The organism is Pseudomonas sp. KBS0707, from assembly GCF_005937945.2.
GTDB classification, from domain to species: domain Bacteria; phylum Pseudomonadota; class Gammaproteobacteria; order Pseudomonadales; family Pseudomonadaceae; genus Aquipseudomonas; species Aquipseudomonas amygdali.
In genome coordinates this window covers 1,743,729-1,757,273 of sequence record NZ_CP041754.1, presented here as the reverse complement: position 1 = coordinate 1,757,273, position 13,545 = coordinate 1,743,729, and the positions used below count along the sequence as shown (strand labels likewise).

The following is a 13,545-nucleotide window of genomic DNA, read 5'->3' as shown; positions in this document are numbered from 1 at the left end:
GCGGCGATCCGCATTACTCACGAAGGGGTCGATACAGCCACTGAAAATTCGGGGGCCGAATCGCTACTGCACCTCCACTTCCGGGTAGCTGTATTCAAACACCCGAACCACTTCGGCGGCGTGCCACGAAGCGGCGGCGACGCCATCTGACGGGCCAGAGAAGCGTCCGAGACGCTCTGCGCATTCAAAAAAACCTGGGCGCGGCAAGCGGCTTGCGCCCTGGCTGATCACCAGCGAGCTGCGCAAAGGCTGTTCCGCGCGGGCGTCCATGGCGGCCAGATGCTCCAGGGCTGCGGTCAGGGTCTGCATGGCTGGGCTGGGCAATTGCAAACGCTCGACCAACGCGCGATAGGTCAGCAGATGACGCTGGCGGCGCGCCTGATCGAGCTCATTGAGCAGACCGTCCCAATGCTGACGGCTGATGCGCACGCTCACGACTCGCCTCGCCAGCCCGGCACTCCAAGCTCCCATGCCAGGCTGCGCTTTATTGCAGCATCCGGCTGACGAGTACCATTCTCGATCAACTCCAGATAAGACGGACTGATGCCGACCGTACGCGCCAGGCTGGCCACTTCAAGACCTTTGGCCTCGCGCAGTGCCCGCAACTCATCGAACCCTGGAAGCTCACCGGCAGCGATGCCGGAAGTCGATGCAACCGGTTCCTGGCGCGGCTTGCCGACCAACCCGGCAGCCTTCAGCAGTGCCTGGTACTGAGCCAAGGGCAGCACTGCATATTCCGGCTCACCGTCACGGGATATCACTTGAAGATCCATAGAGTCACCTTGTACTACACGACCGCACACTGATCAGGCTTGATTCATAGGCTGGCATCTTAACAGCGGAACGCTATGGCTTGTGTTCAATCAGTGAGACTTACACCTTACCCCGCTCTTTCTCCAGCAGCGCCTGAGTCTTGGGCAGCTGCTCGACCACGATGAGTTTCTCGGGCGGTTGCTGCTCGCGCCACGCACGAAAAGCATCCAGTTCGTCGCTCAAATGCTTGGTGACCCAGGCCAGCACTGCGATGTCATCGAACATACCCAAGCCTGGAATCCAGTCAGGAATAGCATCCAGCGGGCTAAGGAAATACATCAGGCCCGCGACAATGGACAAAATGGCTTTAGGACTGATGCTTCGGTACTCACCACGCCAGTAAGCCAGACACAAGGCCTGGAGCAAACGCAGATCTTCCTTGAGCTTGCCCAGACGATTACCTTCACTGTTGCCCTTGCGTGCGACAGCAAACAACAACCCTGGCAGTCGCCCCGCTGCCAGCAGACGCCGGGCTCCGGGCAGATAACGAATAAAATTCCACGGTGCTTTCATACCCACTCCCGTTCAGCAAAATGTCTTTCGATAAAAGCAGATCCGGCGAACCTGCCTGGCCGGTACCGCAAGGTTATCCACAATAATTGTGGATAACCTTGTGAACAGTGGCTTTTTTCATGCCTGAACTCCCCGTTATCGGGGGACCACAGTCAAATCGGGCGTTTTTTACTCACAAAAAAGCTACAAAGGTGTGAAACCGCCCCCTCGCTCAAGCGAGTGCCGTTACCTTGCCGGACTGTCGGACAATGCTACTGCGCGCTTCCATGATAGTGGGACTGCCCGAATGGCCAAGCGTTCGGGAAATAAGCCGGACACAAAAACGCCCTGTCGAGACAGGGCGTTTTCTGTAGCCAGGTAGTGCGTTACTTCTTGGCCGGAGCGGAAGCGGCAGGAGCTGCCTCTTCTTCGTCAGCATCAGCACCAGCTGTCGGAGCAGCTGCCGGGTCTTTGATGCCAAGCAACTCAAGGTCAAAAACCAGTACCGAATTTGCCGGGATCGCAGGGCTCGGGCTCTGCGCGCCGTACGCCAGATCACTAGGGATGAAGAGTTTGATCTTCTCGCCTACGTGCATCAGTTGCAGACCTTCGACCCAACCCGGGATAACGCCGCCTACAGGCAGGTCAATCGGGCTGCCGCGTTCAACGGAACTGTCGAAGACCTTGCCGTCAATCAGTTTGCCTTCGTAGTGAACAGTCACAACATCGGTAGGCTTAGGCTGAGCGCCATCCGCTTTCTTGATGATTTGATACTGCAAGCCGGAAGCAGTGGTGACCACGCCATCCTTTTTGCCGTTCTCTTCGAGGAATTTCTTGCCAGCGGCCGAAGCCTCTTCGCTCATCTTGGCCAGACGCTCCTCGGAGCGCTTCTGCAGGGCCGAGAAGGCTTCAACCAGCTCTTCGTCTTTGAGTTTCTGATCTTTCTTGCCGACTGCGTCTTCGATACCCAGGGCCACAGCCTTGGAATCCAGATCATCCATACCTTCCTGAGCCAGGCTTTTGCCCATGTTCAGACCGATGCCATAAGACGCTTTTTGTGCCGGAGTTTTCAGCTCTACGGTGCTGGCTTGCTTGTCACAACCTGCGAGTACCAGACCGACCAGGGCAATCGCCGCTGCCAACCGATGCTGTTTCATGCTAATTCCTTGTTCATGCGCCAAAAGGGCAAACGAGTAAAGCCGCGAGCTTATCAGGCAGCCGCGATCAATGGCTACCGGCATGAGAGGGAGAAAACGCCGATAAGTTCAGGTATCCAAAGGTTTTCCCGGCGCGGCACTGGATTGTTCAGTTGGAGTTCAGTTTGTGATTCGCACGGGAAACACGCGGATTTGCAGCGAAGGGCTCATGACACGGGGCTGACCACCCCGGCATGAGGCCAGCGCTTACTGGTCTGCAGCACGCGCAGGTGCCCGGCTCGTGCCACTGCGCGAACAAAGTCCTGCACATTGATCGTACCTGCGGCGAGTTGCGCCTGGATGGACTCAGCCCCCGAGTACACGCGCGATACGCTTCGTAAAAGCCGAAGCTCCTCGTCGGACCGGCTGGGTGTGTACGCGAGCAGCGCACCATCGGCTGCCGAGAAATAAACTGCCGACATCTCGAAGCCGTAACGAATTGGCGAGCCTTTGGGTCGCTGTGCAGGCTTGTACCGATAACTGAACATGCGATGCAGATCGTCCGGGTCGAAGAAATCACTCACTACTTCACGCCCGCCCTCAGCTACGAGGTTGGCAGATGAAAAATACATGCCGTCAACACGATAGCCATCAGGTAATGCAGGCCGGTAGTAAGCATCGGGGTGAAACGCCGAACAGGGTGCGTAGACCGGAGCACCCTCTTCAAGGATCGGCTCGGCGATCAGATAAGCGCGCGTTACCGGGTTGAACAGTAGGAAACCGATGATCTGCGAATGAATGCGAGTACAAATCCGGCCGTGCGCGTAACGTGCAGCTTCATCAGCACGGGTAAACGGCACGCTGAGGCTCAGAGGCCTGGGTGGCCATTGCACGGCGCAGCTTGCAGGCGATGTCACAGGAGGCGTGCGAGTGGCGGCATCGTCCGGATAAGGGCGCCAGTCATTAGACACTTTCCCGACCCGCCCCCACAGACGACTGGGCACTATCACTTCCAGGTTCCCGGCACCTGCCAGCAACCGGACTACATCACTGGGCAGCATGGTGAGGTTCTGCAGCGCCTTGTGGATCTGACTGAGTTCACTCAGGTGCGGCATGCCTGGCGGTCCGGCTACGCGCGCGAACAGCGTGTCTTCGGCGGCAGAACGGGACAGCGTGTATTTGATCAAGGAGCCGTCAGGTCCGGAAAGATAAGTCGCCGGACAAACCTCCTGGTCATCGATCGCTGCATAGATGTCGCCCGCTGAAAAACTGTTCGGGTAAGTAACCTTTTCACGCTCCGGCCATTCTTCAAGCCCGGCCTGAAGTGACGGGTGAGAATGGTAAATCGCATAGTCGTCATACCCTTGCGGGTAGAGCACATACCCCTCCTCATCGTTGCGCGGAAAGACTTCGTTGGGGTCAAAGCTGAACCGGCTGCCGTTCATGGGTTCGGTCGCAACGTACTTGCCATCCTTGCGAACCAGAATAAAGCCGCCGTATTCACGGTCACGCCGATTGCCGATCCGCTCATGGGCATAGCGCGCCGCATCATCAGGATGATCGAAAGGCACGCTAAACGCTGGCATGCCGGGATGATGGTCAACGGACCGTTTTTCAATTCTTTTTCTGGGATGCATCCGAGGCTCCTTGAAAGCCTGACTGATTGAGTCATTAGCGTAAGGAAACTCAGGGTGGCGGGTGACATAGATGAATATGACAACAGGTAGACGCCGCGGCACCCGGCAACATGAAACTAAAGATAATTTTTAACCGTTAACGGATGTGGTTCGATCCGCTGCGTGGGCGAATCTGCCCAGCCCCTGTTTCGATCACCACGACTGGCGATCAGGGCTTATGCAGTTTGTCGTGCTCAGGAACGTTTTATGCAATCGAACAATCGTTTTCGCCTGATGCGCTCGACGGCTTGCCAGTTGGCAGGCCTTGCAGCCATCACCGCAGCAGTCATGTTGCCGGTCAGCTCAGCCTACGCGACCAAGAAGCCACCTATTGTTGTAACCGAGGGCATCAAGGCATACAGGCTGTGCACAGGCCCCGACAATCTGTCACACGTCATCGAAGGCTCGATTGATCAAAAGGCAATGACCGATGTCAACGCCCTGCACTTCAAGGAAACCCCGGCGCACTCGCAATATGACTGGCACGCCGCACCGGAAGAGCAATACGTGATCACCCTTTCAGGCACGCTCGAATTTTCCACCACGGGTGGAGAGAATTTCGTACTGCGCCCAGGGGAAATATTACTGGCACAGGACACCACCGGCCCTGGCCATCGCTGGAAACTGATCGACGACCAGCCGTGGCGACGCGCTTACGTCATTACCAAACCAGGCGACAAGGCTGCATTCGTACCAAAGGACGGAGCTGCTTCGAAGGGCTGCTGACCTCCAGAGCTCAATGCGGGTCTTGCAGCGGGACAACCTGATCCAGACTGGCAAAACGCTCCACCAGAAAATTGATCAGATAACGCACCCTGGCGGACAAATGCAACTGCTGCGGATAGACCGCGTAGACGTCCGCCCGAGTGGGTGTCTGGTCTTCAAGCACCAGACGCAGACGGCCACTGCGCACGTACCGGGCAATGTCCCATTCAGCCCGCAGCAAAATGCCGAACCCTTCCAGCGCCCAGTTCAGCGCGACCTCACCGTCATTGCAGCCCAATGCGCCATGAACCTTGACGTTCTGCGTACGCCCCCCGTTGCTGAAGCTCCACACCCCGTAGGGTGTTTCGTTCTGACGCAGAAAAATACAATTGTGGTGCTGCAGTTCCGCCAGACGTGTCGGCGTACCGTGCTTTTCCAGGTACAGCGGTGATGCGCAGAGCAGACGCCGATTGGATGCGATCTTGCGCGCATGAAAGGCCGCGTCCGGAAGGCTGCCGAAACGAATGCCCAGATCAAAACCATGGATGGCCAAATCCAGTGGGTGGTCACTGATTTCCAGCTGGATCTGAACCTCGGGGTAACGGGCAAAAAAAGCCGCCAGTGCAGGGCCTATGTGGCGGCGACCGAAACCCAGTGAAGCGTTGACCCTTATGAGTCCTTTGGGGCTGGCAGAACTGCTGGTGATCAACTGCTCGACTTCATCGATCTGGGTCAGAATCCGCGCCGCATGGCTGAAATACAACTCGCCCTCGGCAGTCAGACTCATGGACCGCGTGGTGCGATTCACCAGGCGTGTGCCGAGCCGCGCTTCCAGAAGGCTCAAGCGTTTGCTGATGGCGGGCGGCGTCACGCCCAGTTCGCGGGCTGTCGCGGCAAGACTGCCCTGCTGAGCCAACAGATGGAAAAACGACAGGTCCTGTGTCTGGTTCATTGGTAACTCAAAGTTAATTATGTAGTGATTTCGAGTAACTCATACGTTCCGGTTCACTACATATACTCCGTCCACACCCTGTCGAACAGAGCGTTCGCAGGCACAACAAAAAGCACCGGACAGTGGAGTGGACCATGAACAGTTACAACATTGCAGCAGTACCCGGCGACGGCATTGGCGTGGAAGTGATCGCCGCAGGTGTTGAAGTCCTGCAGGCGCTGTCGAAAAAATCCGGCTTCGACCTGACCTTCAAACACTTTGACTGGAATTCGGATAACTACCTGAAGAACGGCCACTACATTCCTGAAGGCGGTCTGGCCGAACTCAAGACATTCGATGCGATTTTCTTCGGCGCAGTGGGTGCCTTGAATGTACCCGACCATATTTCCCTGTGGGGTTTGCGCCTGCCGATCTGCCAGGGCTTTGACCAATACGCCAACGTACGTCCAGCGCGCGTTCTGCCTGGCGTAAAGAGCCCGCTGCACAACGGCCACGAGATCGACTGGGTCGTCGTTCGCGAAAACTCCGAGGGCGAGTACTCCGGCAATGGCGGGCGCGTGCATCGTGGTTTGCCAGAGGAAGTCGCAACCGAGGTTTCGGTGTTCACACGGGCCGGTGTAGAGCGCATTCATCGCTTCGCTTTCGAACTGGCGCGCACTCGCCCGCGCAAGCACCTGACCATGGTCACCAAGTCCAACGCGCAGCGCCATGGCATGGTGTTGTGGGACGAGATTTTCTACGAAGTGGCCAAGGACTTCCCGGACGTCAGGATCGACAAGGAGCTGGTGGATGCCGTGACCACGCGCATGGTGCTCAAGCCATCGTCGCTGGATGTCATCGTCGCCACCAACCTGCATGCCGACATACTTTCCGATCTGGCTGCCGCCCTGTCCGGCAGTCTGGGCATCGCCCCTACCGCCAACCTCAACCCAGGCCGCAACTTCCCGTCGATGTTCGAACCGATTCACGGCTCGGCCTTCGATATCACCGGCAAAGGCGTCGCCAACCCGATTGCAACGTTCTGGACCGCTGCGATGATGCTTGAGCATCTGGGCGAATCGGCAGCGGCCAAGACCCTGATGTCGGCCATCGAGGCGGTCACCGAAAGCGGTCTGCATACCCCGGACCTCGGTGGCACGGCCACCACCAGGCAGGTCACCGACGCGGTACTGCAACTGATCAACCGCTGAGGCGCGTTCGCCAGATCATCGTCGTATGGCGGTACAACGCCACGGAGACCGGCCTGCCGAGTCTCCGGGCATTTCCTGACAACAATAAAAACTCAGGACCCGGTCATGAAAAGCATTCTAGGCAAACTGTACGTACAGGTTTTACTCGCGGTCATTCTAGGCGCCATCGTTGGCGTTGTGGCACCGGAAACCGGCGCAGCGCTCAAACCCATCGGCGATGCATTCATCAAGCTGATCAAGATGCTGCTCGCACCAGTGATTTTCCTGACAGTGGTGTCCGGCATCGCGCGCATGGAAAACATGAAGGAGCTGGGCCGCGTCGGGTTTCGGGCACTGATCTATTTTGAAGTGGTGTCGACCCTGGCGCTGGTCATTGGTCTGGTCGTGGTGGATGTATTCAAACCCGGTGCCGGGATGAACATTGATGTGGCAACGCTGGACTCTTCCAGCCTGAGCACCTACACCAGCGCGGCGAAGCATTCGTCGTTCATGGACTTTTTGATGGGCATCATTCCCGACACCATCATCGACGCATTCGCCAAGGGCAATATTCTGCAAATCCTGCTGTTCTCGATCCTGCTCGGGATCGCTCTGGCTCAGGTAGGTCCGCGCGCCAAACCTTTTGTCGATGCGCTGGACAGCCTGATGCAGGGCATGTTCAGAATCGTCAACATGGTCATGCGCCTGGCACCGCTCGGCGCATTCGGCGCAATTGCCTTCACCATCGGCAAATATGGTTTCGGTTCGCTGTTTTCTCTGGGCAAACTGATGGCCTGCGTCTACCTGACCTGCGCAGTGTTCGTGATCTTCGTACTCGGGCCGATATGCCGCTACAGCGGGTTCAGCCTCTGGAAATTCCTGCGTTTCATCAAGGAAGAACTGTTCACGGTGCTGGGCACCAGTTCATCTGAATCGGTGCTGCCACAGATGATCTCGAAAATGGAGAAAGCCGGCGTGTCAAAACCGGTCGCAGGAATGATCATTCCATCCGGCCTGACCTTCAATCCGGACCGCCAGGCGATCTACTATACGATTGCTGCGATCTTCATCGCCCAGGCGACCAACACGCCACTGACCCTGACCGACCAGTTGATCGTACTGGTGGTGCTGATGTTCACCTCCGAGGGTTCGGCGGGTGTCACGGGCTCAGGCTTCATCATTCTCGCCGCGACCCTCGCGTCACTTGGCACCATCCCTGTCGCGGGCATGGTGCTGTTACTGGGCGTGGACCGTTTCATGTCCGAAGCGCGGGCGATCACCAATACCATCGGCAACGGCGTCGGCACCATGGCCATCGCCAAATGGGTCGGCGCACTGGACAGCGAGAAGATGCACCGGGCGCTGAATGGCGAGGACGAGCCGAAACAACCCGAGCCTTTGCCCCTGCCGAAAACCGGTCAGGCCAGACCTGCCGCGATCACGGAAGGGATCAGTCCGTCGCCGACCTGAATCAGGCCAATTCGGAAATTTCGATCAGGTTCAGATCAGGATCGCGCACGTACACAGAACGAATCGGCCCGGTGGCGCCGGTACGCTCCACCGGACCTTCAACGATAGGCCAGTCCTGCTCCTGCAGGTGCGCGATGACTTGAGCCAGCGGGATGCTGGCAATGAAACACAAGTCCAGCGCACCTGGCACAGGCAGATGGGCCTTGGGCTCGAACTCTTTACCACGCTCATGGACATTGATTTTCTGATTGCCGAAGCGAAACGCCAGTCGGCCCTGGCGAAAGCGTTCAGGGGCCATACCCATGACACGTACGTAAAAATCCTTGCAGGCGTCAACATCAGCAGTGGTCAATACAAGATGGTCCAGATGATCAATCACGGGATCAGCTCCGTTTGGAATAGAGTTCTGTTTACGGCAAAGGCCGCATTTCGGATCAGATGATGCCAAGCCGACGCCATTCGGCGCGAGTGGCTGCGTCTATACCATGTGCTTCGAGAACGGCGTCGGTGTGCTGACCCAGGGTCGGCGCGGGCGTTCTTACCTGGCCCGGCGTGCCTTGAAGTTTAGGCACAATCCCCGGGAGGGTAACGAGCGTGCCGTCATCCAGCGCGCTCTGCAACAACATGTCACGCGCCTGATAATGCGGGTCGCCGGCGATATCGGCAGCGTCGTAGATCTTGCCTGCCGGGATACGCGCCTCGTTGAGTGCAGCAAGAACTTCGTCCATCGAGCGCTCGGCGGTCCAGGTCGAAATGGCAGCATCAATGCGTGCCACATGCCTGACCCGCCCGTCGTTGTGCTCAAGCTCGGGGTCATTGGCCAGATCCATTCGACCGATTTTTTCCATCAACCGGCGGTAGATACTGTCGCCATTACCTGCGATCAGCGCGTACTTGCCATCATTGCAGCGGTAGGCGTTGGTCGGTGCAATGCCTGGCATGCTGCTGCCTGCTGGTTCACGGACAGTATTGAATACCGAATACTCGGGAATCAGGCTTTCCATCACGTTGAACACTGACTTGTACAACGCGATATCTATCTGCTGCCCATCACCGCCATTCTGCTCGCGGTGACGAAGCGCCAGCAGAATGCCGATCACGCCGTGCAACGCTGCAAGCGAATCGCCGATCGACACACCGACACGCACCGGCGTACGCCCTGGCTCGCCCGACAAATGACGCAAACCGCCCATCGCCTCGCCTATTACGCCAAAACCCGGCCTGTCACGGTACGGGCCGGTCTGCCCATAGCCGGAGACGCGCAGCATGATCAGTTTCGGATTGAGGGCATGTAGCTCTTCCCAACTGAGCCCCCAACCCTCAAGCGTACCGGGGCGGAAATTCTCCACCAGCACATCGGCATCACGGATCAGCTGGCGGGCCATCTCCTGCGCCTTTGGTTGACGCAGGTCGAGGGTCACCGACTGCTTGTTGCGCGACTGCACCGCCCACCATGCGGAGGTGCCGTTGTGCAGTAAACGCCATTTGCGCAAAGGATCACCGGTCAGCGGCGGCTCGACCTTGATGACCTCGGCACCGAACTCGGCAAGGATCTTCGCCGCAAAAGGTCCGGCAATAAGCTGGCCCAGCTCCACCACCTTGATGCCCTGAAGAGGTAAGTTCATGACACGTCCGTTCTTGTTGGGAATGGATAGATGATCTGCGCAAATGCGGTGGATGGAAAGCCGGAGGGGTTTGACAAGGTTCTGCCCTCGCCCCCCCCAACCCGGTGAGGCTCATTCAATCAGTTGCTGCACGCCAGCTGAAAACTCATAGAAGCGTCACCCGAGGCACCGTCCTTACCGACCATAAGACCTAACACATTGACTTCTTTTGTGGTGGCAGCGCCACCCAACTTGACGTGACCGTAGAACAACCGTTCATAGTCACTGGTATCAATAGAAGATGCCGAGCAGAAACCAGGCGAGCGCTTGAAGTGGTCTTCATTGAAAATCACTTTATACGTTGCGAAATAGTCGCTCTTACTACTGTAACTTACGGACTTGATCCACGGAGACGACTGAGCAACGACAGTGCCGTGCTGATCGATAGTCGCGGTGTGCAGCACAGGCAAGGCCAACGCGCTGACGGAGGCGGCCATGACAGAGGCAGCCATGAGCAGTTTAAGACCAGTGTTCATATAATTTCCTTATTTAAATATAGAGCATTCAACCGCCCTGACAGGGCGACCTTACAGAATCAGATATAAGACATTCGATCAGCACACTGAAGGCGCCAACCGACAAAACCAGCTAATACCAGCGAAGATGAGAACTCAAGGACCTGATCGCGTCAAACAAAGAGCTAGTCATAAACTTCAATAAATAAGGAAATAACTTACATCGGCTAAGAGGAAGTCTTACCTGATGATGCGTGGAAGCACACAACGTTGTATCACATGAAAACAGCGCTCCTCTGCAACAATCAACCAGACCGTGCCGTCAGAAACCAAACGTCAAGGGTATTGAACTGCGATGACTGCACTGAATATTGTTTTCACAACGCGCATCAAAATGGACTGCTGACCCTGGCCAACGTGGCCGATGCAGATGGCCCGCGCATGGTCGAAAGCCTGGGCGGAAATAGCTTGGTCGTATGGTTACCAGGATGGCTCGGTAGCTGCCTGTCACACCCCGATGAATGAACGAAGACTTCATCGTTTCAGGAAAGCAGAAAGCAGAAAGCCCGCACTAGGCAGGCTTTCTGTTTGCTTCAAGGAGTTCAAGGGCCTTGAAGCTGAATATGGCGCAGCGGACGGGACTCGAACCCGCGACCCCCGGCGTGACAGGCCGGTATTCTAACCGACTGAACTACCGCTGCGCGTAACACTAAAAGCGAGTTTGGTGGGTGATGACGGGATCGAACCGCCGACCCGCTGCTTGTAAGGCAGCTGCTCTCCCAGCTGAGCTAATCACCCTTCACTCTCGGTGTGGCGCGCATTCTACGGAGCGACCTGCACTCTGGCAAGCACTTTTTTAAATAATTTTTATAATCCTTCCAAAGGCTTACAAACGCTCTGTGCAGGGTTGGCCGCAGCCGCCGAGGAGCGAATAATGCCCGCCTTTGTATAGAAAGAGAGACTCACCTCATGTGGTTCAAAAACCTGCTTGTCTATCGCCTGACCCAGGACGTGCCTTTCGATGCCGAAGCGCTGGAGACAGCACTGGCAACCAAACCGGCTCGTGCCTGCGCCAGCCAGGAGGTGGCCACCTATGGTTTCGTCGCTCCTTTCGGCAAGGGCGAGGACGCTCCATTGGTACACATCAGTCAGGACTTCCTGCTGATTGCTGCACGCAAGGAAGAGCGCATTCTGCCGGGCAGCGTTGTACGCGACGCGCTCAAGGAAAAGGTCGACGAGATCGAAGCCGAGCAGATGCGCAAGGTCTACAAGAAGGAACGTGATCAGCTCAAGGATGAAATCATCCAGGCCTTTCTGCCGCGTGCGTTTATCCGCCGCTCCGCTACTTTCGCTGCAATCGCGCCAAAGCAGGGCCTGATTCTGGTCAACGCCTCCAGCCCGAAACGCGCCGAAGACCTGCTGTCGACACTGCGTGAAGTGATCGGCTCGTTGCCGGTACGTCCGCTGACCGTCAAGGTTTCGCCGAGTGCGACCATGACCGACTGGGTCAAGACCCAGAAAGCGGCCGACAACTTCTTCGTGCTTGACGAATGCGAACTGCGCGACACCCACGAAGACGGCGGCATCGTACGTTGCAAGCGTCAGGACCTGACCAGCGACGAAATTCAGCTGCACTTGAACACCGGCAAGGTCGTCACCCAGCTGTCGCTGGCCTGGCAGGACAAACTGTCGTTCGTGCTGGACGACAAGCTGGTGGTCAAGCGCCTGAAGTTCGAAGACCTGCTGCAGGATCAGGCGGAACAGGACGGTGGCGACGAAGCACTGGGCCAGCTGGACGCCAGCTTCACACTGATGATGTTGACCTTCGGCGAGTTCCTGCCGGAACTGTTCGACGCGCTGGGCGGCGAGGAAATCCCGCAGGGGATCTGATCCCCGCCCGTCACTGCCTGCAACACCGCGCCGTCCTGTGAGACGGCGCGTTCATTTCACACAGGTTTTTTTACAGGAGGGAGCACCCCATGCGTGCGTTGGCAGCCTTGAGTCGGTTTGTCGGTAATACCTTTGCTTATTGGGTGCTGCTGTTCGCCATCCTGGCGTTTCTGTTCCCGCAGGCCTTTATCGGTCTGAAAAGCTGGATCGTACCGCTGCTGGGTCTGGTCATGTTCGGCATGGGTCTTACCTTGAAGCTGGAAGACTTCTCTGAGGTGGCGCGAAACCCGTGGCGCGTTGCGCTGGGTGTGGTCGCGCACTTTGTAATCATGCCCGGCGTGGCCTGGTTGCTGTGTCAGGTGTTTCAACTGCCGCCGGAAATCGCTGTGGGTGTGATTCTGGTCGGCTGCTGCCCGAGCGGTACGTCATCCAACGTCATGGCCTGGCTGGCCAAAGGTGATCTGGCGCTGGCGGTGGCAATCGCGGCGGTGACCACCCTGCTCGCCCCGCTGCTGACCCCGACCCTGATCTGGTTCCTGGCGTCGGCGTGGCTGCCGGTGTCCTTCCTCGATATGTTCTGGTCAATCCTGCAACTGGTCATGCTGCCGATCGTGCTCGGTGTGGTTGCACAGCGTCTGCTGGGTGCGCGGGTCAGCTATGCCGTGGACGTGCTGCCTCTGGTCTCGGTGGTGAGCATCGTGATGATCGTCTGCGCCGTAGTTGCCGCCAGCCAGGCGAAAATCGCCGAATCGGGCTTGTTGATCATGGCCGTGGTGATCCTCCATAACACCTTCGGCTTTTTGCTGGGTTATTTCACCGGCAAGGTCTTCAAGCTGCCATTGGCGCAACGCAAGTCACTGGCGCTGGAAGTCGGCATGCAGAACTCCGGCCTGGGCGCTGCGCTGGCCAGCGCACATTTCTCGCCGTTGGCGGCGGTGCCGAGCGCGCTGTTCAGCGTCTGGCACAACATTTCCGGTGCGTTGCTATCGACGTATTTCAGGAAGATGCCGGAGGAAGAAACCAAGCCGGGCCTTTGATCAGCGGCGGCACCTGAAGGTGACGCAGAGCGTCACGAAATGCCTGCCTACGAGCATTGGCACGATAGTCATATCGTGCCAATGCA

Annotated in this window: 14 protein-coding genes, 2 tRNA genes and 1 pseudogene; 6 read left to right on the top strand and 11 right to left on the bottom strand. The window is 57.5% G+C overall.

Features of this window, described 5'->3' with window-relative positions:
- Positions 1 to 63: 63 nt before the first annotated feature.
- The 5 genes from FFH21_RS08340 to FFH21_RS08320 all read right to left on the bottom strand — a co-directional run bounded on the left by FFH21_RS08340 (position 64) and on the right by FFH21_RS08320 (position 4,078).
- Complete coding sequence (locus FFH21_RS08340) at positions 64 to 435, bottom strand: hypothetical protein (RefSeq protein ID WP_002552638.1); 372 nt, start codon at positions 433 to 435, stop codon at positions 64 to 66.
- Positions 432 to 773: a helix-turn-helix domain-containing protein gene (locus FFH21_RS08335; RefSeq protein ID WP_011168116.1), complete on the bottom strand. Its 342-nt coding sequence runs from the start codon at positions 771 to 773 to the stop codon at positions 432 to 434. Before FFH21_RS08335 ends, FFH21_RS08340 begins: the two co-directional genes overlap by 4 nt.
- Before the next feature lie 100 nt (positions 774 to 873).
- Complete coding sequence (locus FFH21_RS08330) at positions 874 to 1,326, bottom strand: YkvA family protein (protein WP_004667796.1); 453 nt, start codon at positions 1,324 to 1,326, stop codon at positions 874 to 876.
- A gap of 365 nt (positions 1,327 to 1,691) precedes the next feature.
- Positions 1,692 to 2,462, bottom strand: a complete 771-nt coding sequence (locus tag FFH21_RS08325; RefSeq protein WP_005743816.1) for an FKBP-type peptidyl-prolyl cis-trans isomerase — start codon at positions 2,460 to 2,462, stop codon at positions 1,692 to 1,694.
- Between the two features lie 206 nt (positions 2,463 to 2,668).
- A complete protein-coding gene (locus FFH21_RS08320) occupies positions 2,669 to 4,078 on the bottom strand; it encodes a DUF4329 domain-containing protein (protein WP_054073203.1) in 1,410 nt (469 codons plus the stop codon).
- A 246-nt stretch (positions 4,079 to 4,324) separates the two neighbouring features.
- Here FFH21_RS08320 and FFH21_RS08315 point away from each other — a divergent pair, with 246 nt between their 5' ends.
- A complete protein-coding gene (locus tag FFH21_RS08315) occupies positions 4,325 to 4,843 on the top strand; it encodes a hypothetical protein (protein WP_005732893.1) in 519 nt (172 codons plus the stop codon).
- A 10-nt stretch (positions 4,844 to 4,853) separates the two neighbouring features.
- Here the strand turns inward: FFH21_RS08315 and FFH21_RS08310 are convergent, their stop codons facing one another.
- Positions 4,854 to 5,774 carry a LysR family transcriptional regulator gene (locus FFH21_RS08310; RefSeq protein ID WP_011168113.1) on the bottom strand — a complete coding sequence of 307 codons (921 nt, stop codon included), beginning with the start codon at positions 5,772 to 5,774 and terminating at the stop codon, positions 4,854 to 4,856.
- Positions 5,775 to 5,908: 134 nt separating this feature from the next.
- On the opposite strand from FFH21_RS08310, the gene FFH21_RS08305 reads away from it, so the two are divergent.
- Both FFH21_RS08305 and FFH21_RS08300 read left to right on the top strand, forming a co-directional pair.
- Positions 5,909 to 6,964: a tartrate dehydrogenase gene (locus FFH21_RS08305; protein ID WP_004657745.1), complete on the top strand. Its 1,056-nt coding sequence runs from the start codon at positions 5,909 to 5,911 to the stop codon at positions 6,962 to 6,964.
- 105 nt (positions 6,965 to 7,069) lie between these two features.
- The gene (locus FFH21_RS08300) at positions 7,070 to 8,413 is read left to right on the top strand and encodes a dicarboxylate/amino acid:cation symporter (protein WP_004664300.1); all 1,344 of its coding nucleotides are present in this window, start codon (positions 7,070 to 7,072) and stop codon (positions 8,411 to 8,413) included.
- Between the two features lies 1 nt (position 8,414).
- On the opposite strand, the gene FFH21_RS08295 is transcribed toward FFH21_RS08300, so the two are convergent.
- The 3 genes from FFH21_RS08295 to FFH21_RS08285 all read right to left on the bottom strand — a co-directional run bounded on the left by FFH21_RS08295 (position 8,415) and on the right by FFH21_RS08285 (position 10,553).
- Positions 8,415 to 8,792: a VOC family protein gene (locus FFH21_RS08295; protein WP_002552629.1), complete on the bottom strand. Its 378-nt coding sequence runs from the start codon at positions 8,790 to 8,792 to the stop codon at positions 8,415 to 8,417.
- Between the two features lie 55 nt (positions 8,793 to 8,847).
- Entirely contained in the window at positions 8,848 to 10,038 is a 1,191-nt protein-coding gene (locus FFH21_RS08290; RefSeq protein WP_011168112.1) for a CaiB/BaiF CoA-transferase family protein, read from the bottom strand.
- Positions 10,039 to 10,157: 119 nt separating this feature from the next.
- Positions 10,158 to 10,553, bottom strand: a complete 396-nt coding sequence (locus FFH21_RS08285; RefSeq protein WP_004643774.1) for a hypothetical protein — start codon at positions 10,551 to 10,553, stop codon at positions 10,158 to 10,160.
- A gap of 334 nt (positions 10,554 to 10,887) precedes the next feature.
- On the opposite strand from FFH21_RS08285, the pseudogene FFH21_RS08280 reads away from it, so the two are divergent.
- Positions 10,888 to 11,028: pseudogene (locus FFH21_RS08280) on the top strand (isocitrate lyase/phosphoenolpyruvate mutase family protein); the annotation flags it as partial.
- Positions 11,029 to 11,156: 128 nt separating this feature from the next.
- On the opposite strand, the gene FFH21_RS08275 reads toward FFH21_RS08280, so the two are convergent.
- Positions 11,157 to 11,233, bottom strand: a tRNA-Asp gene (locus FFH21_RS08275).
- A 21-nt stretch (positions 11,234 to 11,254) separates the two neighbouring features.
- Positions 11,255 to 11,330 (bottom strand) — tRNA-Val (locus FFH21_RS08270).
- A 171-nt stretch (positions 11,331 to 11,501) separates the two neighbouring features.
- Between FFH21_RS08270 and rdgC the strand changes: the two genes are divergently transcribed.
- Positions 11,502 to 12,422: a recombination-associated protein RdgC gene (gene rdgC, locus FFH21_RS08265; protein ID WP_002552626.1), complete on the top strand. Its 921-nt coding sequence runs from the start codon at positions 11,502 to 11,504 to the stop codon at positions 12,420 to 12,422.
- Between the two features lie 89 nt (positions 12,423 to 12,511).
- A complete protein-coding gene (locus FFH21_RS08260; RefSeq protein ID WP_004657741.1) occupies positions 12,512 to 13,459 on the top strand; it encodes a bile acid:sodium symporter family protein in 948 nt (315 codons plus the stop codon).
- Positions 13,460 to 13,545 lie beyond the last annotated feature (86 nt).